Annotated in this window: 15 protein-coding genes and 1 tRNA gene; 8 read left to right on the forward strand and 8 right to left on the reverse strand. The window is 56.7% G+C overall.

Going from position 1 to position 24,044, the window contains the following annotated elements; genetic code table 11:
* Nucleotides 1-3 precede the first annotated feature (3 nt).
* Nucleotides 4-996, forward strand: coding sequence for a hypothetical protein (locus EDB95_RS23855; protein WP_133998410.1), 993 nt, complete (start codon nucleotides 4-6; stop codon nucleotides 994-996).
* A 276-nt stretch (nucleotides 997-1,272) separates the two neighbouring features.
* On the opposite strand, the gene EDB95_RS23860 is transcribed toward EDB95_RS23855, so the two are convergent.
* A tRNA-Arg gene (locus EDB95_RS23860) sits at nucleotides 1,273-1,346 on the reverse strand.
* A 76-nt stretch (nucleotides 1,347-1,422) separates the two neighbouring features.
* Here EDB95_RS23860 and EDB95_RS23865 point away from each other — a divergent pair.
* On the forward strand, nucleotides 1,423-2,643 hold the full coding sequence (locus EDB95_RS23865; protein WP_133998413.1) for a serine hydrolase domain-containing protein: 1,221 nt from the start codon (nucleotides 1,423-1,425) through the stop codon (nucleotides 2,641-2,643).
* Nucleotides 2,644-2,663: 20 nt separating this feature from the next.
* On the opposite strand, the gene nagB is transcribed toward EDB95_RS23865, so the two are convergent.
* Nucleotides 2,664-4,568, reverse strand: a complete 1,905-nt coding sequence (gene nagB / locus EDB95_RS23870; RefSeq protein ID WP_133998416.1) for a glucosamine-6-phosphate deaminase — start codon at nucleotides 4,566-4,568, stop codon at nucleotides 2,664-2,666.
* Between the two features lie 160 nt (nucleotides 4,569-4,728).
* Nucleotides 4,729-5,265: an RNA polymerase sigma factor gene (locus EDB95_RS23875; protein WP_162852761.1), complete on the reverse strand. Its 537-nt coding sequence runs from the start codon at nucleotides 5,263-5,265 to the stop codon at nucleotides 4,729-4,731.
* 119 nt (nucleotides 5,266-5,384) lie between these two features.
* Here EDB95_RS23875 and EDB95_RS23880 point away from each other — a divergent pair, with 119 nt between their 5' ends.
* The 6 genes from EDB95_RS23880 (at nucleotide 5,385) to EDB95_RS23905 (ending at nucleotide 16,077) form a co-directional block, all read left to right on the forward strand.
* Nucleotides 5,385-6,503 (forward strand): FecR family protein, encoded by a 1,119-nt coding sequence (locus EDB95_RS23880; RefSeq protein ID WP_162852762.1) that lies wholly within the window; start codon nucleotides 5,385-5,387, stop codon nucleotides 6,501-6,503.
* An 87-nt stretch (nucleotides 6,504-6,590) separates the two neighbouring features.
* On the forward strand, nucleotides 6,591-10,013 hold the full coding sequence (locus EDB95_RS23885; RefSeq protein WP_162852763.1) for a SusC/RagA family TonB-linked outer membrane protein: 3,423 nt from the start codon (nucleotides 6,591-6,593) through the stop codon (nucleotides 10,011-10,013).
* 154 nt (nucleotides 10,014-10,167) lie between these two features.
* Nucleotides 10,168-13,335, forward strand: a complete 3,168-nt coding sequence (locus EDB95_RS23890) for a SusC/RagA family TonB-linked outer membrane protein (RefSeq protein WP_162852764.1) — start codon at nucleotides 10,168-10,170, stop codon at nucleotides 13,333-13,335.
* Between the two features lie 19 nt (nucleotides 13,336-13,354).
* Complete coding sequence (locus EDB95_RS23895; protein ID WP_133998431.1) at nucleotides 13,355-14,935, forward strand: SusD/RagB family nutrient-binding outer membrane lipoprotein; 1,581 nt, start codon at nucleotides 13,355-13,357, stop codon at nucleotides 14,933-14,935.
* Nucleotides 14,936-15,311: 376 nt separating this feature from the next.
* The gene (locus tag EDB95_RS23900) at nucleotides 15,312-15,767 is read left to right on the forward strand and encodes a hypothetical protein (protein WP_133998434.1); all 456 of its coding nucleotides are present in this window, start codon (nucleotides 15,312-15,314) and stop codon (nucleotides 15,765-15,767) included.
* Nucleotides 15,760-16,077, forward strand: coding sequence for a helix-turn-helix transcriptional regulator (locus EDB95_RS23905; RefSeq protein ID WP_133998437.1), 318 nt, complete (start codon nucleotides 15,760-15,762; stop codon nucleotides 16,075-16,077). The genes EDB95_RS23900 and EDB95_RS23905 overlap by 8 nt, the downstream gene beginning before the upstream one ends.
* On the opposite strand, the gene EDB95_RS23910 is transcribed toward EDB95_RS23905, so the two are convergent.
* The 5 genes from EDB95_RS23910 to EDB95_RS23930 are packed head-to-tail and all read right to left on the reverse strand — an operon-like array spanning nucleotide 16,074 to nucleotide 24,030.
* A complete protein-coding gene (locus EDB95_RS23910; RefSeq protein ID WP_133998440.1) occupies nucleotides 16,074-18,353 on the reverse strand; it encodes an FdhF/YdeP family oxidoreductase in 2,280 nt (759 codons plus the stop codon). The genes EDB95_RS23905 and EDB95_RS23910 overlap by 4 nt on opposite strands.
* 3 nt (nucleotides 18,354-18,356) lie before the next feature.
* Nucleotides 18,357-19,178 (reverse strand): formate dehydrogenase accessory sulfurtransferase FdhD, encoded by an 822-nt coding sequence (fdhD, locus tag EDB95_RS23915; protein WP_133998443.1) that lies wholly within the window; start codon nucleotides 19,176-19,178, stop codon nucleotides 18,357-18,359.
* Between the two features lie 9 nt (nucleotides 19,179-19,187).
* Nucleotides 19,188-20,561 (reverse strand): alpha-L-fucosidase, encoded by a 1,374-nt coding sequence (locus EDB95_RS23920; RefSeq protein WP_133998446.1) that lies wholly within the window; start codon nucleotides 20,559-20,561, stop codon nucleotides 19,188-19,190.
* Nucleotide 20,562: 1 nt separating this feature from the next.
* Complete coding sequence (locus EDB95_RS23925; protein ID WP_133998449.1) at nucleotides 20,563-22,155, reverse strand: beta-N-acetylhexosaminidase; 1,593 nt, start codon at nucleotides 22,153-22,155, stop codon at nucleotides 20,563-20,565.
* 6 nt (nucleotides 22,156-22,161) lie between these two features.
* Nucleotides 22,162-24,030 carry a CocE/NonD family hydrolase gene (locus EDB95_RS23930; RefSeq protein WP_133998452.1) on the reverse strand — a complete coding sequence of 623 codons (1,869 nt, stop codon included), beginning with the start codon at nucleotides 24,028-24,030 and terminating at the stop codon, nucleotides 22,162-22,164.
* Between the last annotated feature and the right edge of the window lie 14 nt (nucleotides 24,031-24,044).

A 24,044-nucleotide genomic window follows, 5' to 3' on the forward strand; every position in this document is an offset into this window, starting at 1 on the left:
GGTATGCGCAACTTGTTATTTTTCGTCGTTTTGCTCTCTTGTATCCCTGCCGGATGCAAAAAAGACGGACCTTCCTTTAATGACCTTTCGGGAGACAGCACTATCCGGAGCGTAGTTTTGCTGTACGATACCCTGGCCGGAAACGGACAATATATATATGTGCACCCCATAAGTGTCTACCTGAAGTATCCATCCGATTCGACGGGTTATCTGACTTACGCCACCAGCAGCGTCACCGGTCAGTTTTCCTTTAATGGGATCGATCCCGGGCAGGCTTATGTCGTCTACGCCAGCTTCGATAGCCTGCAGCTGCATTTCTCGGGTATGGTTACCTTTCCCGCCAACTCCAGAACTTCGGTCTACGCCTCCGATACCCTAAAGCTGTATCCCACCGCTACCAGCCAGAACATATTGGTCTATCGTCTGGTGGACCCTCTCGGCGGCGCCGTGCCCGGTGGAAGCTTATATTTGTTCAGTAGCCAAACCTTGTGGGCGCAAAGTGATTCTATTGGCGCCTCCTATATCCTGAGGACCGACAACTTCGGGAGGAGCGTCCAGACCAATATTTTGCCAGGCCCTTATTATGTTCACGCTGTAGGTTTTCCCACCGGACAGTTGCTGACCGCTACAGACACCTTGACCATGCCCGTCAGCGGCATTATATCCAGGGTGCTTCCGCTGATAACTACCGGGAATGAACTTATTTATCGGACCTTCGACAGCCTTTCCGATCCATTGGCTGACTGCAAGGTGTACCTGTTTAGCAGCCGGGTGCTGTGGGAAAATGCCGTGTCGTTTACGGGCACCCCGGCGGGAAGTGTGTACAGCTTTTCAACGGACTCTACGGGTGAAACCAAGGAATACAACCTCGCGCCGGGAAAATACTTTATCTACGCGTATAACCGGTATGATTCGCTGAAGCTGCAAGGCGTGGACAGCGTTATATTGCCACCAGGGGGCGTAAAGGATACCTCGATCACATTGAAAGTGCTGTAGGTTTTATAAAAAAACTGCCACAGCTTTCGCTGCGGCAGGTCCTCGTAATTTTTGCCCTTGTGACTCCGTCAGGATTATCTCCGGCGCCTGGTGGCGCCTCCGATGATCCTCTTCGCATTAGCCTAACCCAACCATGCCTATAACGGATTTACGCCCCGCCTTCGGCGGTGCTAGTCGTGTTCACAGGTCCGCTTAGTCGAGCAAGCTCGACACGCGGCCCTATAAACACGACCGCCGCGGCTATTGCCGCGGCGAATCCGTTAAAAAACATGTTTGTGACTCCGTCAGGATTCAAACCTGAAACCTTCTGATCCGTAGTCAGATGCTCTATTCAGTTGAGCTACGGAGCCATTCCCGTAATTGGGAGTGCAAAGATAGGGGAGAGGGCCCAATCCGCAAAAAGAAAAAAGACCGTATTTTCAAGACATGAGAAAACTCATAACCCTGCTGATTTGCAGCATCCTGTCGACGGCTGCCGGCGCGCAAAAAACGTCGAAAAAGGAGCCGTTTTATTTCCCGCCGAAAGGCGCCTGGGAAACCCGCTCCCCGGAAAGCCTGAAAGTCGACACGACCAAGATAAAGGACGCCATCCAGGCCGCAAAGGCCAACGAGACCAAGGACTCCCGCGACCTGGCGGTCGCCCAGGTCCAGGACTTTTGGAAGGAACCTTACCTGGAAGCGGAGGGTGCGTTCGGCGAAAGGGGTGACCCCACCGGGATCATCGTATACAAGGGCTATATCATTGCTATATGGGGCGACCCCACCCAGGTGGAAATGACAAACAGCGTCACCAAGAGCTTCCTGTCAACGGTCATCGGTGTGGCGGTTGATAAGGGGTTGATAAAGAGTGTATTGGATACGATAGCGCCCTACATGGCCCCGATCGAGTTGTTCCAGCCCCAGGGCGGGCCCCCGCTAGGGGCTCAGCCACAACTGCTATACCCCTTCGCCACACCGCACAACCGCTTTCTCACCTGGGACGTCATGCTGCGGCAAACCAGCGACTGGGAGGGCACCCTTTGGGGAAAACCCGACTGGGCGGATCGGCCGGAAGCCACGGCCAACGCGGCGCTGCAACGGGAACGGCACGCCCCGGGCACGGTTTGGAAATACAACGACGTCCGTGTCAACGCCCTGGCGCTGGCGGCGACGAACGTGTGGCGCAAGCCTTTGCCGCAGGTGTTAAAGACCTACGTCATGGACCCGATCGGCGCATCGGATACGTGGCGCTGGATGGGCTACCGGAACGCCTGGATCGTCATCGACGGGCAGCCGGTACAATCGGTGAGCGGGGGCGGTCACTGGGGTGGGGGCATGTTTATCAATGCGTATGACATGGCCCGTTTTGGCCTCCTGACGCTGAACCGGGGCAAATGGAATGGCCAGCAACTCGTCTCCGATACCTGGGTGATGCAGGCGTTGACGCCCACTACGGCCAATAAAGGCTACGGCTATATGAATTGGTTCCTTAATGGGGACCAAAAGCTGTTCCCCAGCGCCCCCAAAACGGCCTTTGCGCACATCGGTAATGGGCAGAACGTCATCTATGTAGATCCGGAGCACGACCTCGTGATCGTGGCCCGATGGATCACGGGCAAAGGGATGGACACCGTCATCAGGAACGTGCTGGCCGCACTGCCGCGATAAAGCGGCGCGTTAAAGCGCGCCTAGTATATCCACCTTACAAACGCCTCCATCGCCGCATACCGTGTCAACCCCAGCTCTGCATAAAGGTTGGCGGTATTGCTGTTGCGGTCTTCGGCGCGTTGCCAGAATTCGCGGCTGTCGGTGCCCTGGAAGGGGACCATGTCCTTTTGGGATTGGTGGATGAAGATGCCGAAGCGTTTCTTCATCACCTGTTCGGGGCTCATGGGGATGGCCATTTCGATCTCGGAAATGTCCCATTCCTGCCATGCGCCCTTGTAGAGCCACAGCCAGCAGTCCTTGATCCATTCGTCCCCGGCGGCCTTGAGGCGGCGCATGGATTCGAAGATGATGTCGAGGCAGACCTTGTGGGTGCCATGGGGGTCGGCGAGGTCGCCGGCGGCGTATATCTGGTGGGGTTTTAGCTTGCGTAGCAATTCCATGGTGATCTGGATGTCTTCTTCGCCCATGGGTTTTTTCTCGATCGCGCCGGTTTCATAGAACGGGAGGTTCATGAAGTGGGCGTGGTCGTCCGTCAGACCTACGTAACGGCAGGTGGCCTTGGCCTCGCAGCGGCGGATGAGCCCCTTGATCGCACGGATCTCGGAGGTGTCCATCTGGCTGGGCTTTTTATTAAACAAAAACGCCCGCGCTTCCTGGAGGATCTCTCTGGATTTTTTGGCGTCGATGCCGAACATGTCTTCGAAGCCGACGGCGAAGTCGAGGAAACGGGTCACGAATTCGTCGGTGACGGCGATGTTCCCGGACGTCTGGTAGGCGACGTGGACGTCGTGTCCCTGGTCGTGGAGGCGCATAAAGGTGCCGCCCATACTGATGATGTCGTCGTCAGGGTGGGGGGAAAAGATAACCACGCGCTTGGGGTAGGGGGTGGACCGCTCGGGATGGGCGGGGATGACGGCATTGGGTTTTCCGCCGGGCCAGCCGGTGATGGAATCCCGCAACTGGTAATAGACCTGGAGGTTGATTTCGTAAGCGTCCCCGTGTTCGGTCAGGAGGTCGCCCAGGCCGCCGTCGATATAGTCGTTGGTCGTCAGGCTGAGGATGGGCTTTTGGAGCTTCAAGGCGAGAGCTATGACGGCCCGGCGCATCATTTTGGGTGTCCATTCGACTTCACCGGCGAGCCAGGGGGATTTGAACCGCGTGAGTTCAGTGGCGGCCAGCTCGTCGATGACGAAGGTGCAGTCGTTGTGTTGTTGGAGGATGGAGGCGGGGATATGCTCGGTGACATCGCCTTCCACGGCCTTTTGAACGATACCTGCTTTCAGGCCCCAGGCCATGAGGAGGATGCGTTTGGCGCCCATGATGGTCTGGATGCCGGCGGTGATGGCCATGCGCGGCACCTGGGAAATGTTTTGGAATTCGCGGGCGTTGGCTACCCGGGTGGAATTGTCCAGGGTCACCAGGCGGGTCTTGGAGTAGCGGCTGGAGCCAGGTTCGTTAAAGCCGATGTGGCCGTTATTCCCGATCCCGAGGATCTGGAGGTCGATGCCGCCGACGGCTTCAATTTTTTGTTCGTACTTCTGACAATATTCCTTGATCTTGTCTTTGGCAACGCGGCCGTCCGGGATGTGGATGTTGGCCGGGTCGACGTCGACCTTGCTAAAGAGGTTCCGGTGCATGAACGCGTGATAGCTCTGCAGGGTTTCCGGTTCTATGGGATAGTATTCGTCGAGGTTGAAGGTAATGACGTTTTTGAAGCTGAGGCCTTCCTCCTTGTGCATCCGCACGAGTTCGGCGTAGAGGGAAATGGGCGTGGAGCCGGTGGCGAGCCCCAGTACACAGGGGAGGCCTTGGTCTGCCTTGGAACGGATCAAATGGGCGATTTCCCTGGCGGCGTACTTAGAGCCTTCCTTCGGGGTCGTAAAGATCTTGACTGGAATTTTTTCAAATGCGTCTACCGTACTCATGGACAATTTTTATTATGGGAAAAACAAAGGCAGGCAACCGATAGCCGAATGGCGCCCGAAGATAGTGACAAAAGGCATTGATTTGTAACATTATTTCGAGAAAAACACGCGAAAACGGTTGCGCAAAATGGCCGCAGGCCGCGCGGGGCGCTGGTGAGCGCTAAGCGAGCGTTTTTCTGAGCGCTTTGATAGACTGATACAAAAGATTGCGCGCCACCTGGTAGTTGATGTGCATCACCTCCGAAATCTCCTCATAGCTCAGTTCCTGGAAAAAGCGCAGGTAAACGATCTCCTGCTGCCGCGGAGACAATTGCTCCATGGCGGTCTTGACCTTTTCCCCGTTTTCCTCCTGGTGCTCGCGGAGGATGATGAAGTTTTCGTGGCTGATCTGAAAGGTATCGGGCGTATCCTCTCCCAACTGGATCTTGGACCGCTTTTGGATGCTTTTCAGGAGTTTATACTGGAGCGCCTTGAGCAGGTAGGCACGGACAGACTGGACGGGCGTCTTGCTGGGACTGAGCCATAGCTCGGTAAACAGGTCCTGGATGCAGTCTTCGAGAAGCTCTTTGTCCGGTGTGATTTTGTGGCCGTAAAGGTAAAGGGAGGGGTAATATCGTCGGAAAAGCTGGCGGAAGGCTTCCGGCTCTCCTTTTTTAAAGGAATCCCACAATGCTATGTCCTGGACGGTATTTTCCAACAAGCCGACGTTAGTTTTCTACCGCAATTAACAGTAATTTGAAAAAGATTGCAAAAATTGGTTACAAATTTTTATCATTACGTACTAGTAAGTACAAAGGCGCTGCATTGATTATGGATATGCCCAATTTTGAAGGCACGGAAGGTCCGAGTTTGGAGGACCTGTTGGCGGATGAGTCGTTTCTGGCGTGGTATCGGCGGTCCGATGCCACCGCATTCCAACGTTGGCAGCATGAGCTGGAGCGTGATCCGGCACGGAAAGCCGTGGCGGACCAGGCCATTGTGCTATTACAGCAGCTCGACGTAAAGGAAGTCGCCATACCCGAGGGGCAGGTCAGCGCCGCGGAAAATAAACTTTTTGCCCGCATCGCGGGGATGCCCCAGGGCAGCGGGGTACCCGAAAGCGAAGCCGCCGCCGGCAGCGGGGCGCCCGCCGAGGCCGCCCACAGCCTGGCGGGAACTGCCGTGGCTGCGCAGGAAATACCCGCCCCGGCCCACGTGGGCCCCACCCGCGTCATCCGCCTCCGCTCCTGGCGGACCTGGGTATCCGCTGCCGCTTGCGTCCTGGTGGTCGCATTGGCCGCCTGGCTGGACAAAAACTGGATCAGCGGCAAGAAAACCCTCGATACGCCCTACGGTCAGATTGCGTCGGTCGTCCTCCCGGACGGGACGGAGGCGACCCTGAACGCGCATTCCAGCCTTACCTGGAGGCGCAAGATGCGTGAAGGGGAAGACCGGGAGGTATGGCTCAAGGGCGAGGCTTACTTACACGTGGCCAAAAAGCCGGAACACGAGCGGTTTATCGTACATACGGATCATTTCGATGTGATTGTTACCGGCACGCACTTCAACGTCAGCAGCGTCGAGGCTGGTGACGGGGTGGTTCTTCAGGAAGGAAGCGTTACGGTCCGCACTGCTAAAGGTGAGGAAGCCAAGTTGCAACCGGGTGACCAGGTCCAATACCGGGACGGCCAGTTGGTCCGCCAGACGGTTAACCCCGATAACGTGATTGCGTGGACCAATCTGAGGGTGGTCTTTGACAACGCCACCCTGGAAGACGTATTGACCATGATCCGGCAACACTATGGGGTAAAGGTGAGGTTGGACAATCCCGCGCTTCTGCATAGCCCGGTCAACGGAATGCTGGCTAATGACAACCTGGACGTCTTATTTAAAGCATTGGCACTGGCGAATAATCTAACGATACAAAAGGACGGCGACCAATATGTGATCCGGTAGCCGCCGCTCACCAAAACCGGGAGTCGAGGCCCGGGCTGCATGATGAATTGTCTGTCGAGGAAGACCCTTCTTTGCTGGGGGGCAGCTATGCTGCTTGTGTGTACACCTTCTTACGCACAACATCCTTATGTGCCTGCCGCCTCCAAACATACGCCGGTTGCTCTTGTCCCGCTTCTCCAGGTCCTTAAGGAACTCAACCGCACCCGGGGCGTTTATTTCCTGTACACCGCCAGGTCGGTGGGGGAAACGCTGGTCAACGACACGTACAATGTCAACGCGGAGCTGGAAGACATCCTTACACAAATTCTAAAGGGAACCCATTTGCATTACCGTAAGGTGAATGCCCTCACTTTTGTCATCCTGGAGGGAGACGCGGCGACCAACCCGGGACCGACGGGTAATTTGCTACAGGAGGCAGGGATGTCGATTGTGGGCAACACGCAGCTCACGGGTTTGGTCTCGTCGACGGAAGCCGGTCCGCTGGCGGGGGTGACGGTCCGTGTCAAAGGGGACGGCCCGAAGGGGCCTTGGGCCATTACCGACGAGACCGGGGCCTTTAGCATACAGGCGCCTCCGGGTTCCGCCCTGGTGTTCTCCAGCGTGGGGTATGAGGACCGGGTCATGGAGGCGGGGACCGGGCCCCTGCAAGTGATCCTGAAGCCCGCCAAACGGGAGCTCAACGAGGTGGTGCTGACCGCACTGGGGATCAAAAAGCCCAACAAATCCGTGGGGTATGCCACGACCACCATACCGGGCTATGACCTGACCCAGTCGCGCGAAACCAACCTGGGGAACGCCTTTACCGGGAAGGTCGCGGGGGTGAGCGTGGCAGGTGACGCCACGGGCCCTTCGGGCAGCAGCCGGGTGATCATCCGCGGAAATGCCAGCGTCATGGGCAACAACCAACCCCTTTACCTCGTGGACGGTATTCCCTACGACAACACCAACTGGGGCGGTTTTGCCAGCCAATACGGGGGAAAAGACTATGGAGACGGGTTGTCCAACATCAATCCGGACGATATAGAGAGCATCCAGGTCCTCAAGGGTGTGGCGGCCTCCGCCCTGTACGGATACCGGGGGGGCAACGGGGCCATCCTGGTGACCACGAAGTCGGGAGCGGATGCCAGGGGGATACGCGTGGAGGTGAACAACAATGTAACGGTCAACCGGGTCATCGACGAGCGGGACTTCCAATACGTCTATGGCCAGGGGACCATGGGCACCAAAGACACCACCCAGATCGCCAACATGTCTTATCCCTATTATAGCTGGGGTGGGAAGATGGACGGCTCCCGCGCCGTCAACTTCTTAGGTAATTCCTATGCTTACCTGCCGCAGCGGCGCAATTTCGAACACTTCTATAAAACCGGGGTCACCAATCAAACCTCCCTGGCCGTCTCCGGCGGTAATTCGAAGGGCCACTTCCGGCTGGGGGTTTCCGACCTGTACCTGGATGCGGTCATCCCCAATTCCGATATGAAGGACCAGGGTATTAACTTCAATTCCACGCTGAACATCACGTCCCACCTGCAATTGACAACGACCTGCGACTATGTCTTCGAGCAGGTGAAGAACAGGGCGTCTTTTTCCGACGCCCCGGGTAACCTGATTGCTACTACCCTTTATCTTGCCAACAGCTTTGACATCCGCTGGCTGGAGCCGCAGGTCAACGCCAGCGGAAGCGAGCTCTTACCGGGGACGGGGGCGACATATTTCAGCAATCCCTATTTCGTGGCCTACCGGTTCGAGAACAATACCGACCGGAACCGCCTGACGGGCGCCATCACCCTCCGGTACAACTTTCTGCATGGCTTCTTTGCGCAAGGCCAGGTCACCCGGGACGGGTATGTATTCGATGTGACCGACGTAGTGCCTACCGGCACGGGTTATGCGACGGGTGGCGAGTTTACCCAATACGAACTCAACTTCCGGGAGCTCAACGAAAACTTTATGATGGGGTGGAACCGCCAATTCGGGAGGGACCTGAAGATGACGATCGACGGCGGCGGCAATTCCCAGGACAACCTCACCCAGGATTATGGGGTGGGCATGGTGCCCACCCTGGTGCAGGGTGTCGCGGAGCAACCTGCGGCCAGCCCGTTCAATATCCCGTATGTCTATACCGCGGCCAACATTCTCCAGAAACCCTATACCCGCGGATATGCACACTACCGCGTCAATTCTTTTTATGGCATCCTGGACGTTGGCTATAAGAACTACCTCTACCTGACGGCCACCGCCCGTAACGACTGGTATTCCACGCTCAGCATCGCCAGCGACCGCTACCTGTATCCCTCGTTGAGCGGCAGTTTTGTTTTCTCCGAGGTCTGGCACCTGCCGAAATGGATCAGCCTCGGGAAATGGCGGGCGTCTTACGCCCAGGCGTCCAACGGCACCTCGCCCTATCAGAACGTGTTGAACTACGGCATACAAAACTATGTGATCAGCGGCCAGTCCCTCGGGTATGTCGCCCAAAGCTATATCCCCAACGCCCACCTCAAACCCGTCAGCATCCGCGAGTGGGAGACGGGGCTTAACCTGGGTCTGTTGGGCGGCCGGTTGGGGTTGGACGTCGCCTATTACAACAAAAAAACGGCCGACGATATCCTCCCCGTCTCCATCAGCGCGACCTCCGGGTATACGGGCGACTACCTCAACACGGGGTCCGTCCGCAACGAGGGGGTGGAACTGCTCGTCACCGCCACGCCGGTAAAGGCGGGTCACTTTCAGTGGGACCTGTCGTGGAACTATGCCAACAACGCCAGCAAGGTCCTCAACCTCGGGCCCGGTACGCCGAGCTATGTCATCAGCGGCGCCCAGGCCCGGTGGGGCGGGGAGGTCAGCGTGAGCAATGTGGTCGGCTTGCCTTATGGCCAGATCGTCGGATATGCTTACAAACGGGATGCGCACGGAAATATCCTGTACAATTCAGGCGGAGAACCGGATCAGACCGGCGTGGTTCCCCTGGGTTCCGGGGTATACAAGGTGACAGGGGGGGTGTCCAACCAGTTGCACTATCGCAATTGGACGTTGTCGTGGCTGATCGATTATAAATTTGGGGCGCGAATATATTCACAGACAAACCTGCTTTTGTATTTCTATGGTCTCCAGAAGACAACGCTCCAGGGACGCGAAGGAGGGTATGTGGGCAAGGGCGTCAACGACATTACCGGGAAACCCAATTCGGTCAGTGTTCCTGCGGAACAGTACTTCCAGGATATTTCCGCGGGCGGGTCCGACCATATCGCCGAAGAATTTATTTACGACGCCAGCTTTATAAAACTCCGTTCTTTTTCCCTCTCTTATTCCATCCCCCCCTCCCATCTACAGGGGTCGAGGATCAGGGGAGTGTGTATTTCCCTCGTGGGCCGGAATGTGCTCACCTTGCTCAAACACACACCCAACATCGATCCTGAGTCTAACCTCAACGCTACCAACGGACAAGGGCTGGAGCTGTCCGGTTATCCCACCATTCGCAGCCTCGGCTTCAACGTGAATCTGAAGTTTTAAAAAAGATTTCACATTTCCATTACAAACAGGTAACAGGCGGCACTTTATAAAAGGGGCAGGCATGCCTCGTACCACAAACCATCTTTCAGATCACTAAAACGGCTGCATTATGAAAAAAATGTCGCACAAGATTCTATTGTGTGCAGGCCTCGCCATGGCTCAGATAGCCATTGACGAAGCTTATGGTTATCCCTTAGGGATAGCCCCGCTCGCGCGGCCCGGCGCTTACCAGGAGGTTGTCCATGGTAAGGTGACCGGTCCGGACGGAAGCCCGGTTCCCGGCGCCAATGTGTCCATCAAGGGCTCCAAGAAGGGCGTCACCACGGGAACGGACGGTTCTTTCACCATCAATGCGTCCAAAGGGGACATCCTCGTTATTTCTTCGATAGGATATGCCGCTCAGCAAGTGAAAGTAGGCAGCGGCGACCTTGCCGTCAGCCTCCTGGAATCTTCCAAACAACTCAACGAAGTGGTCGTCACCGCGCTGGGTATCAAGAAACAGGCCCGCTCGCTCGGGTATTCCACGACGGAAGTGAACGGCAGCGCCCTGACCGATTCCCGCGAACAAAACCTCGGTAACGCGCTCACCGGCCAGGTGGCCGGCGTCAACGTAGCCGGTGTCGCCAACGGCCCCATGGGCACCAGCCGCGTGGTCATCCGCGGGAACTCCTCCCTGACGGGTAACAACCAGCCTTTGTACGTGATCGACGGGGTGCCCTTTGACAACCAAAACCTGGGGGGCAACGCGGGCCAATGGGGTGGGGCCGACTTTGGAGATGGTTTGTCCGGCATCAGCCCTGACGACATCGAAAGCATACAGGTGCTCAAAGGGGTTGCTGCTTCCGCTCTTTATGGCTTCCGCGGTGGTAATGGCGCCATCCTGATCACGACCAAGTCCGGTGCCCGCAACCGCGGGATGAATATCGAATTGAACAACAACCTTGTGTTCAATTCTGTGATGGACGAGCGTGACTATCAATATACGTACGGCCAGGGGCTGCTGGGTGTCAAACCCACGTCCCAGGCGGCCGCGCTGGCCGCCCCTTATGACAGTTGGGGGGCCAAGATCGACGGCTCCCAGGCGGTCAACTTCCTGGGTCAGCCGGTGGCGTACACGGCCTATAAAAAGAACTTTGAAAACTTCTTCAAGACGGCTACGACCAACCAGACGTCGGTCGCTTTGTCCGGGTCAAACGACAAAGGACACTTCCGGTTGGGTCTTTCCAATTCGTACAACGGAGTGGTGATCCCCAACTCCAACATGAAAAACCAGGCGCTCAATTTCAACGGCACCTTTAACGTGACCAACCGCCTGCAAATGACCCTCACGGCGGATTATGCGTTTGAGCAGGTGCAGAACAGGGCTTCCTTTTCCGATGCACCCGGGAACGTCATTGCCGGTCCTCTTTACCTCGCCAATACCTTCGACATCCGCTGGTTGAAGAACAACCAGACGAACCCGAATGGGTCCGAGCTCCTGCCCGGGACCGACATCTACTTCGAGAACCCCTATTACATCGCCTATCAATACCAGAATAAAACCAGCAGGAATCGCCTCACCGGCGGCCTGACGGTGAAGTATAATATCCTGGATTGGTTGTATCTTCAGGGACAGGTGACGAGGGACGGTTATATATATGATGTAACCAACATCACTCCCTCCGGCGTGCCGTATACGGGGAATGGTGTGACAGGTGGAAATCTAACACAGTATGAGATCAACTACCATGAGTTGAATAGCAGCGCCATGGTCGGGATCGACAAGGCGCTGAGCAGTAGGTTTCATTTGACGGCCAATGCGGGCGTCAACCAGCAGGATAATGTCATAAGCGACTATGGCGTAGGGGCTGTACCTACCCTCGTTAACGGGATCAACCCTCAAGGTCCCGCGGGTCCTTTCACCATCAGCGGTCTTTATACCGCCAACAACATTGCCAACAAACCCGCGTACAACGGCTACGCCCACTACCGCGTCAATTCGGTGTACGGAAGCGTGGACCTGGGGTATAAGAACTTTCTTTTCCTGACCGCTACGGCACGTAACGACTGGTTCTCCACCCTGTCGGTCAACTCCGATCACTACCTGTATCCTTCCGTGGCCGGCAGCTTTGTCTTCTCCGACGCCCTGCGCCTGCCCTCCTGGATCACCTTCGGCAAGCTGAGGGCCTCTTACGCGGCCGCTTCCAACGGGACCAGCCCGTATCAAAACGCCTTGCTGTATAACCTGGCCTCCTACACCATCAGCGGTCAGTCCGTCGGTACCGTCGCTACCAACATCATCCCCGACGCCCACCTCGAACCGGTGAAAATCGCGGAACAGGAAGTGGGTCTGAACATGGACTTCCTCGACAGCCGGGTCGGTTTCGACGTGGCCGTGTATAACAAGCACACCACCGACGACATCGTTCAATCCACCGTGAGCCCTACCTCCGGGTACAACTACCAGGTACAGAACATCGGCCAGATCCGCAACCGCGGTGTCGAACTGTTGATCAACCTGACCCCGGTCCGCTCAAGGGATTTCACCTGGCACCTGACCTTTAACTATGCGCACAACAACAACAAGGTCCTGTCCCTGGGTGGGTTGCCCAGCCTCGTGATCAATGGCGCCTATCCGCGCTGGGGTTCCGAAGTCAACATCAGCAACGTGGTGGGGCTGCCCTACTCCCAGATCATGGGTTTTGCGTATACGAAGGACGCGAAAGGGAATATCGTATACAGCAGCGGTGGTGCCAACCCCGTGGCTGCGGGCGAGCCCATCCCCACCCAGGTCGTACCGCTGGGTTCCGGTGTCTACACCACCACCGGTGGTTTTTTCAACGAGTTTACCTACAAGGGAATCACCCTTTCCTTCCTCCTGGACGGCAAGTTCGGCGCGAAGATCTACTCCGGTACCAACCTGTTGTTGTATGAATACGGCTTGCAAAAGACAACCCTCCAGGGTCGTGAAAGCGGGTACATCGGCAAGGGCGTCGACGACAAAGGAAACGTCAATACGACGGCGGTTGCTGCCCAGACCTATTTCCAGGACATTTCCGCCGGTGGCGCCGACCACATCGCCCAGGAGTTCGTGTACGATGCCAGCTTTATCAAACTGCGCTCCCTGTCCATAGGCTATTCCCTGCCTTCCTCGGTGCTGGGCCACAGCTTTGTCAAAGGTGTCCGCCTCTCGCTGGTGGGCCGCAACCTCGCCATCCTGATGAAACACGTTCCGAACATAGATCCCGAATCGAACCTCAACGCCACCAACGGCCAGGGCCTGGAACTCTCCGGCTTCCCTGCCTTCCGGAGCTATGGGTTTAATGTGAATGTGAAGTTCTAACGCATAAATCCTACAAGAGATGACATCGACACATAAATTCACCGCCGTCGCAGCCCTTGCCACCGGACTTTTCCTCTCCGGTTGTAAAAAGGACTTCGTCAGCATCAATACCGATCCCAACCACATCACGGCGTCCAGCATGAAGTTTGCGTACATGCTCACTTCCGCCGAGCTGATCACCTCCGGGAACAGCGACGCCAACGCTTACGAAGACTGGCGGACCAACCTGATCTATTCCGCCTGTATGGTCCAACAACTGTCCTCCACGACCGGCTACTGGGACGGCGACAAATACCTCTTCAACCCCAGCTATGCCTCTGCGTACTGGGACCAAAACTATCCCAACAGCATCACCGACATACAAGAGGTCGTCTATAACACGAAAAGCGACACCTCGCAGGTAAATCTGTACAACATCGCCCGCATCTTCCGAGCCTTTATGTTCCAGCGGATGACCGATATGTATGGCGACTGCCCCTACACCGAGGCCGGCCTGGGGTACATTTCCGGTATCACCAGCCCGAAATACGACAAACAGCAGGACATCTATACCGGTCTCCTCACCGAGCTGTCCGACGCTGCCACCAGCCTCAACGCCAGTGACCCGACCTCCACCTGGGGCGCCGCCGACCTCCTCTACGGAGGGGATGTCACCAAGTGGAAGAAATTCGCCTATTCCGAAATGGTCCGCGTGGCCATGCGGATGAGCAAGGTTGATCCCACTGACGCCCAAAAATGGGTCCAGACGGCCGTCGCCGGTGGTACCATGGCCGGCGTTGCAGACGATGCCGCGGTCGCCCACCAGGACGTCGGCGGCACGCCCGTGCGGAACGGGAACGGTCTGGTCCTGCTGCTCAACGACCCCGACGCCTCCCGTCTTAGCCAATCCTTTGTCAACTACCTGAAAAGCACGAACGATCCCCGGCTTTCCTACCTGGGGACCGTTTGTACCAACCCCTCGTCTTCGTCCGATATGGGCGACACGACCTGGTCCAAACAGCTCGGTCAGCCCAATGGCTATGACCCCGCCCTCAGCGGCAGCCCCTACGACCTCTCCAAAGCCCCCGGATACCCCGGCAATCCTAACCTGTATTCCGTGGTCAACCGTTATACGTTCGCCCGTCTCGACGCGCCTACGCTGTTTGTCACCTACGGGGAGACCGAACTCCTCTTAGCCGAAGCCGCCGAGCGCGGCTGGATCTCCGACGCCCCCGCCACCCACTACATCAACGGGGTAACCGCCTCCATGCAAATGCTCACTTCCCATTTTGGTGTGGGCCCCTCTGCTACCGACATCACCACCTACCTCACCAATAACCCTTACAACGCCGCCGGTGCCCTCAACCAGCTCAACTCCCAGTACTGGGTAACGTCCTTCATGGATGACGTCGAGTCCTGGAACAACTGGAGGCGCAGCGGCTATCCCGCGCTTACCCCTGTGGCCAACTACCCCGGTAACGTCACCAATGGCACCATCCCCCGCCGCTTCACCTATCCCCAAGGCGAGGCCGGTACCAACGCCGCCAACTACAATGCGGCCGTGGCCGACCTCTCCAGCGGAGATAAAATGGTGTCGCGCATGTGGTGGGATACGCCATAGCGCGCAGCTCGCGCCATGGCGCGCCCCCAAGGCTTTTTCTTGCCTGAGCCTCGATTATACGATTAAGTTTGGAAGGTCGAGCCCCGCGTCTGCGGGGCTCCTTTTTTTCCACCCATTCCTCCCGGAAAAAACGTACGGTATTGCCGTGTAAAGAGGTCAATTCAGCCGATGCGACCTCACAATTGATGCTCAGCCTAGGTGGAAAAATCCTGGGCGGTCGAATTTTGCAACCTCATGGCTTATTTAAAAAATAAACCTATAGGTTGATTTCATGAAAATAGTCCCTATTTTTGTAGCACGGTCGTCGGATGACGGTTTATGGTCGATTCAGTTGGACGGTGAAACCAAGAACGAGTTCAAAATTTTTTTTAGTCTCGTGAATGACATCAACTGGCTGTATAATTTCTTTGACCGGAATAAGGCTGATCTGCACGGCGGTTTTTTTGGAAGCATTACTTCAGAAATAGCAGTACTGAGAACGTTGAACGAGGCTGAAAAAATGGAGGATTTGCTGTATGATTTCTTGGAAGAGGGGTTTAATGGCTCAGTTAACAATCTTCAGCATCTATTCAAGCCCCTGAATAATTTTGAATACACGATTGCCAATCACCAAAAAAGTAAGGCAAGAATTAGAAACGGGTGGTTACGAGTATATGCGATACGGCTGGCTAAAAATTGTTATCTCGTGACAGGTGGAGCCATCAAGCTATCGGCGGATATGAAAAGAGACCATTTGCAACTTGAATTGAAAAAATTGGAACTGTCTAAACAGTTCTTGCGTTTCCATGGGATAGACTATCCAGAAGATTTAAATAATTATAACGATGAGTAAGCTAAGGGAAAAATTGTTCAGCTTGGCGTCCGATCAGCCCTCCGATTGGAAGGCTGACGCGAAATACCGCCGTGAAAACCGGGAATGGTTGCGAAAATCGGCAGTTATCGCCGTACGGGTACTGGATGCCTTGAAAGCGCAGGGCCTTTCTCAAAAAGAGCTGGCGGAACGGATGAACGTATCCCCCCAACAGATTAGTAAAATTGTAAGTGGGCAGGAAAACCTGACCCTTGAAACTATATTAAACCTTGAAGTTACCTTAGGTATTCAGATCATTGATGACAAGGTGGCTCAGAACAAAGCAAGTTAGATTACTCCCGCCCTCTTCACCTGCACCACAACATGCTTGGACACAGGCGTATTACTAAACGCCGCCACACTATCAATAGGCACCAACACATTCGTCTCCGGAAAATAAGTCGCCGCGCACCCCAAAGGAATGGCATACGCCACCACCACGAAGTTGTGGGCCACGCGCCCCGCGGCCCCGTGTATATCGACGACTGTCCCTTCTTCGAGCGACAGCCGCTGCATATCGCCCCGGTTCATGAGAATGACCCGTCGTTCGTGGTAGACACCGCGGTATCGGTCGTCAAGACCGTAAATAGTGGTGTTGAACTGGTCGTGGCTCCGGATGGTCATCATCACGAGGTCATCGGGCCCGAGCGATGAAGCCGGCACGGACGCGATATTAAAAGCGGCCAAACCGGTAGCGGTAGCAAACCGCCCTTCCCGGTTGGGGTGGGGCAGGTAAAATCCGCCGGGATGCCGGACGCGTTCGTTGTATCGATCGAAACCGGGAATGACTTGTTCGATGTCGTTGCGGATGGTGTCGTAGTTAGAGAGGTATCGAATCCAGTCTACTTTACTCCGAACGGAAGGCGTAGCCAGGGCCAACCGGCAAACAATAGCCGGTTCACTGAGCAACAAACCGGACACAGGCGCGAGCACCCCGTGCGACGCCTGGACAACCCCCATGGAATTCTCGCAGGAGACAAATTGCTCAACACCCCCGGTGAGATCCCGGTCGCTGCGCCCGAAACAGGGGAGGATGAGCGCCTCGGTACCGTGGACGAGGTGGCTGCGGTTGAGCTTGGTGGATACATGGACGGTGAGCCGGCAGCGGCGAAGGGCCTCAGCGGTAAAGTGGGTGTCGGGGGTGGCGGAAAGGAAGTTGCCGCCCATGCCCATAAAAACGGAGGCTTTACCGGCGTGCATGGCTTTGATGGCGTCGACGACGTCGTATCCGTGGGCGCGGGGAGGCGTGAAACCGAAGCGTTTCTGCAACGCGTCCAGAAACTCACCAGGCGGTTTTTCCCAGATCCCCATGGTCCGGTCCCCCTGGACGTTGCTGTGTCCCCGGACGGGGCAGGTGCCCGCTCCCGGTTTGCCGATGGAGCCTTTGAGCAGCAAGAGGTTCACGACCTCGCGGATGGTGTCGACGGCGTTGGTGTGTTGGGTGAGCCCCATGGCCCAGCAGGCGATGATCCGTTCTTTGCCGGCCAGCAGGTGGGCCATTTCGTGGATCTGGTCGAGGGCAATGCCGCAGGAAGAGCTCAAAGAAGACAAGTCGAGCGCCCGCAGATGGGCGGCGTACGCCTCGAAGCCGGAGCACCTGGAAGAAACGAAGTCGCGATCGAAAAACGACCCCTCCAAGAGTAACTTGTTGACGCCCTGCAGCAACGCCATATCCCCATTAATCCGCACCTGCAGAAACAAATCCGTCAGCGCGGTATCCATCCCCAGAAGCCCCGCCACCTGCTGAGGGTTGTTGAATCCCATCAACCCGGTCTCAGGGAGGGGGTTGATAGAAATGATAAGGGCGCCCGCAGCCTTTGCTTTTTGCAGCGCGGTAAGCATCCGCGGTGCATTAGTGCCGGGATTCTGGCCGAGGATGATGATGACCTCGGCCTTGTAAAAATCGTCCAGGGTCACCGAGCCTTTGCCTACACCCAGGGCCTGCCGGAGGGCCACCCCGCTGCTTTCGTGGCACATATTGCTGCAGTCGGGGAGGTTGTTGGTCCCCAGGGCGCGGGCGAAGAGTTGGTATAGGAAGGCAGCTTCGTTACTGGTGCGTCCGGAGGTATAGAAGATGGCCTCATTCGGTGAGGCCAGGCTATCGAGGGTGCGGCCCAAAAGACCAAAGGCGTCGTCCCAGGAGATAGGCTGGTAGTGCGGAGCCCCCGAAGGCATGTACATCGGCTGGGCGATACGCCCCTTGCGCCCGATCTCGAAATCGGTCAGCGCGGCAAGCTCCGCCACTGAGTGGGTGGCAAAAAAGTCCGGTTCAAGCTTTTTCAGCGTAGCCTCCTCGGCGACGGCCTTGGCCCCGTTTTCGCAATACTCGGCGATCCCCGAACGCTCGTCGTCCGGGTCCGGCCAGGCACAACTGGGACAGTCGAAGCCGTCCTTCTGGTTTAAATGTTTGAGGGCCTTCCAGCCGCGGGCAAGCCCGGCCTCGCCAAAGACATGCTGGAACGAGTGGATGACCGCAGGTAGCCCGGCGGCGGCCTTTTTGACGTGGCCGTGGTGAAAGCCGTTGACCTGCTCAGGGCCAATGTCCGGCGACGTGGCTTTTTTTTCCATACCTCAAAGATTTATCCTTTCCTCCCCGCAATACACATTAAACTTCTCCCCCCGGAGAAACCCCACCAGGGTCATCCCATTCTCCCGCGCCAACTGCAAAGCCAGGCTGGAAGGGGGACCGATGGCCGCCACGACCTTTATACCCGCCATGGCCGCTTTTTGTATGAGCTCGAAACCGGCCCTTCCGCTGAGCAGGAGGAGGGAATTGTCCAGCGGAAGCATGCCGGCGGAAAATGCAAAACCGATGACCTTATCCAGGGCGTTGTGCCGGCCTACGTCCTCCCGCATACACCACAAGTGTCCTTCCGGATCGAACAAGGCGGAGGCGTGGAGACCGCCGGTCAGGGCAAAAACGTCCTGGGCAGCAGTCAAAGAAGTAGGGAGGCCATAAAGAACAGATGCCGGGACACACAGCGACGAAACGAAAGACCGGTAAGGCGACACCACGGAGATCGCGTCGATCGAAGCCTTCCCGCATACCCCGCAACTGGAGGTAGCGTAGAAGTTGCGCGCAACAGACGATAAATGAGGCACCACCCCTGGCCGGATCTCGACGGTCATCACGTTTCCCGAAACAGTACAAGACAAAACGGACGCTATATCCTTCAGGATCCCCTCGGTAAAAAGAAACCCCAGGGCCAGCTCCCGGTCCGCCCCTGGGGTGCGCATGGTCACGGAAATGTTTTGCAGTACGCGGGCCTCCAAAGGACCGTAGACCAGCCGTATTTCCAAAGGTTCCTCGACGGCTAACCGGTCTTGAGAGGGCGATAATTGCCCCCCGCTATAGCGACGGATGTCGACCCCGGAAATGGCAGGGTTTTCCATACCCTAAAGTTAGCGCTTTGTGATCGCAAAGACCACGGCATATTTCCCCGCTTCCTTACCAACAAGCTTGTGCGGAATCATCAGCACACTACCCGAAAAGGGAATGCGTGCCCCTGAGCCCAGCAGTGTTACGCGCGACCCCGCGGGAATGGTAAACCCATCCAACGGCAAAGACGGCGGCAACGACACCGTATCAGAACCCTCTGCGGACAGATAAAACACATAAGTGGTGTCGGCCGACCGCGTATAATACACGCGGTCCTTCCCATAAGGTGCGATCATCCGCGACCCATAGATGGCTGAACCGTTGATATTCATCCACCCGCCGATGTCCCGAAGGCGCTCATACACCAGGGGATCCCAGTCGCCGTCCGGACTGGGACCGACGTTTAGCAGGAAATTCCCGCCCCAGGCGACGATCCGCACCAGCAGGTGGATCAACTGGGAAGAAGGTTTATAGTGATCCCCGGGCACATAGCTCCAACTGTCGCCCATGGTCATGCACGTTTCCCAGGGGTAAGTGAGCGGCTGGGTAGGAACCTGTTGCTCGGGCGTCCGGTAGTTCTCGAAAGGACCACCCACGGCCCGGTCGACGACGATTAGGCCAGGCTGGTAACCCCGGGCCATGGAAGCGATACGCGCCATATCGATGTCCTGGTTAAAATGACCCTCGGTATGGTTGGGATGTACCCACCCCCCGTCAAGCCAAAGAATATCCATATGCCCGTACCCGCTCATCAGCTCCTGGATCTGGTTGTAGGTATAGTCCTTGAAGTGTTGCCAGCGTTCGGGGTATTTGGCGGGGTCATAGTTGACGTTCCGGTCTTTGGGAGGGAAGTAGGACCACCAGTAGTCGTTGCTGTGCCAGTCGGGTTTGGAAAAGTAGGCGCCAATGCCAAATCCCTGGGAACGGAAGGCGTTGAACACCTCCAGCGCTATGTTGCGGTGGAAGGGACTGTGCATGACGCTGTAGTCCGTCTGATGGGTATCGAACATGCAAAACCCGTCGTGGTGCTTGGTCGTAAAGACGACGTAGCGCATCCCCGCAGCCTTTGCCGCGGCCGCCCAACGCGAGGGATCGAAAGACGTAGGGTTGAACGTCGTCAACAAATTCTCGTATGCCTTTTTATAGGTAAAATAGTCCGCCGAGTACGGCCCCTTGCGTTGCGTCCATCCCTCGTCTTCGGGACAAAGGCTCCAGCTTTCCACGATCCCCCACTGACTGTAGGTTCCCCAGTGCATCAGGAGACCGAATTTCAGGTCCTGCCACCAGGCGATCTTCCGCTGAACGGCGGTGTCGGTAGGGGGAACATACGGGCCTTCTTCCTGGGCGAAAACGCCCGAAGCCGCCAGCAAGCCAAGGAATAACAAATGAATACGCATACTATTGAAATATATGAGGTGCATAATTGACGTGCCAGAGTTTGAGGAGCTTGCCTTGCTGGGCGCGGTTGCGCACAAGAAAACCCGGATACCCGCGCAACGAAGCCGGTGTCCACACGACCTCCGCCAGCGCCAGTGCCCGCGGATAAACCATGTACTCGACATAATCGGTCGTGGCCATATACTCCGTCCAGACGTTGCCCTGGGCGCCAAGGATATAGTGGGCTTCGGTGGACGCCAAAGCCGCGGGGTAGGGGTTATAGCTATAAACGGTATCGACGGGCAGGAAACCGCCGATGGCCAGGGGCTCCGTAGAAGGATCCGCCTGGTAGTGGTCCAGGTACGTCCATTTGCCCGGCGTCATGATGACGTTGTGGTGTTGTTGGGCGGCGGCGATACCGCCTTCTTCCCCTCGCCAGCTCATGACCGTGGCGTTGGGGGACAGCCCGCCTTCCAGGATTTCGTCCCAGCCGATGATGCTGCGGCCCTTGCTGTTGACATATTTTTCAATGCGCTGTATGAAATAGCTCTGGAGTTGTTCCTCGTCTTTCAGCCCCAGGTCGTGGATGCGTTTCTGGCACTTGGGACACGTCTTCCAGCGCGTCTTGGGACATTCGTCTCCGCCGATGTGGATGTATTTGGAGGGGAAAAGATCCATCACTTCGTCCAGTACGTTTTCGACAAACGTGAAAACGGAGTCGTTCCCTGCACAATAGACGTCGTCAAAGACGCCCCACTTGGTACCGACTTCATAGGGACCCCCGGTACAACCTAAATAAGGATAGGCCGTCAGCGCCGCCAGCGAGTGTCCGGGCATTTCGATTTCCGGGATGATGGTGATGTGCCGTGCCAACGCATATTGCACCACATCCCTGATCTCGTCTTGGGTATAGAAACCGCCGTAGGGGGTGCCGTCGCCCTTGTAGGGGTTGAAATTCTTGCCGATCATGGTCTCCTTCCGGACAGAGCCCACCTGCGTCAGGAGGGGATAGCGTTTGATCTCGATCCGCCAGCCCTGGTCCTCGGTGAGGTGCCAGTGAAAGGTATTGTACTTATAGTGCGCCATCAGGTCGATGAACTTCTTGACAAAAGCCGCGTTAAAAAAGTGACGGCCTACGTCGAGGTGCAACCCGCGGTAGGCAAAACGTGGGGCGTCCTCGATGGAAACAACGGGTATAGACAAAGCAGATAGCGTCGCCCCGCTGTCCGGCACCGGAAGCAACTGGATCAGGCTTTGCAGCGCGTAAAACACACCGGTGGACGTCCGCCCCCCGATCTTGACACCTTTGCGGGATACCTCCAGGTGATAGGCCTCGTCCCCTTCCAGCTTTGTCTTCCCCTCGCCCAGCACGATCGATCCGGACCCGGTTTCCGTGCTGGTCTGGAGCGTAAAGCCGTAGAATTGCTGGAGGTAGTCGTTGAAATAAGCGGCTTCCTTTTGGAGCGACGCGTCCTTTACGACCAGGCGGGTAGTGGGGCTCAAGAGAAAACTCCCAGAGTGTTCCGTGACCGATACCGGCAACGGTACGATGTTGATTCGTGACTGGGCAAGAGTGCTCTGAGCGAGAAGCATGAGAAGAAGCGTTTTTTTCATACAGTGCTATTGAAGAACGGGTAAAATGATACGGGATGGATGCGCCGCGTCGTGATAAATGCGGATGGCCGATGGGATAAAGTCCTTGTCGGAGGCGTGATAAATATCCACGAACTGCTGGGGATTGCGGTCTACCAGCGGGAACCAGGTGCTTTGTACCTGGACCATGATCCGGTGGCCTTTTTTAAACGTGTGCGCGACGTCGGTCGCTGTAAACCGTACCCGAGAAACAACACCCGGGGTAAACGCCTCGGGGGCGGCAAAGCTGGACCGGTAGCGCCCCCGCATCACCTCTCCGCGGACGAGCATCTGGTAGCCGCCCATGGGATACGGCGACCCGTTGCCACGCATGGAAGCCGGGTAACTAAAGTCATCCGGGAACACGTCGATGAGCTTCACGATAAAGTCCGCGTCGGTCGTCGAAATGCTGGTTTGCAGATCGGCCACCAAAGGACCCGCCAGCGTGACATCCGACGTCAGCGGCGCTGTCTGGAACACCAGCACGTCCGGCCGCCGGGCGGCAAAACGCTGGTCGTCGTCCATGTATTCCCGGGTCCGTTCGAAATGAACGTCGGAGGTATACGGAACGGGTTTGGCGGGATCGCTGGTGTAGGAAGAAAACCCACCTGACGCCGGCGGCGCGTCAAACGACAAGGCGCCCCCCGGTTGAAGGTACAAAGACGAAGAAGATACGCCGGCCGGCGGCCACGAAGCAAACTGATGCCACGCATTCTCCCCGGTGAAAAAGACGTTGGCGCGCGCCAGTGAATCGGGCGACCCCTTGCCGTTTAAATAGTATTGGAAAAAAGGGAACTCGATGTTCTTCTCGTAATACTCCGCCGTATTACTGCCAAAGCGGATGTTCCCGAGGTTCCAGCCGTTCCCCGAGGCCCACTCGCCATGATACCAGGGGCCAAAAACAAAGCGTGCATTCTGACGATGATCGGCGAGCGCTTTGTACACATTAATGGCGCCGAAACAATCTTCCGCGTCGAACAACCCGCCCACCACCAGCATGGCGGGTTTTACATCGGTGAGGTACTGGCGGTCATTTCGCGCCTTCCACCAGGCGTCGTAGTTGGGATGGGCGCAAAGGTCCTTCCAGAACGCTACGCTGTCACCCATCAAGGCTGAAAAATGCGGGATGGCACCGGTTTTCAGGTATAGGTCGTAGTTGTCGTCGCTTTCAAAACGGATGCCCCCGGGCCGGGTAGTCGTGGGTGTTGGCCTCGGCAGGCCGAAGGAAGAATAGAAAGAAAATCCGTCCATGATGAACAGGGCCCCATTATGGTGGAAGTCGTCCCCCTGGAACCAGTCGGTGACGGGCGCCTGCGGGCTCACTGCCTTGAGTGCCGGGTGACCGCTCAGGGCGGCCATCGTGGCGTAGAATCCGGGATAAGAGATGCCAAATACGCCGACGCGCCCGTTGTTTCCCGGCACGTTTTTAATGAGCCAGTCGATGGCGTCATAAGTGTCGCTGGCTTCGTCGGGCGACTTTCGCGCCGGATCGAATGGCCGGATATCCTCAAACTTCCCTTCGCTCATCCAGGCGCCACGGACATCCTGGACGACGAGGATGTAGCCTTCCCGGACATATTGCATCATGTAGCCCCGGTAGTAACGGCCGCTATACCGGTCTTCCCCATAAGGCGCGCAGGAATAGGGCGTCCGCATCATCAGGATGGGATGGTTTGCTCCCGTGCTGTCCACGGGCATATAAATGGCGGTGAAAAGGCGGATCCCGTCACGCATCGGGATATACCGCTCCCTTTTGACATAATGGTCACGAAACCAGGTGGAGTCCGCGGCGCGGTCCTGGGCAACTCCCGGCAGGTACAAACCCACCAACAGTAAAACGATTAGGAATTTTCTCATGTGGGGGATGGTTT

Source organism: Dinghuibacter silviterrae (assembly GCF_004366355.1).
In the GTDB taxonomy this organism is placed as follows: domain Bacteria; phylum Bacteroidota; class Bacteroidia; order Chitinophagales; family Chitinophagaceae; genus Dinghuibacter; species Dinghuibacter silviterrae.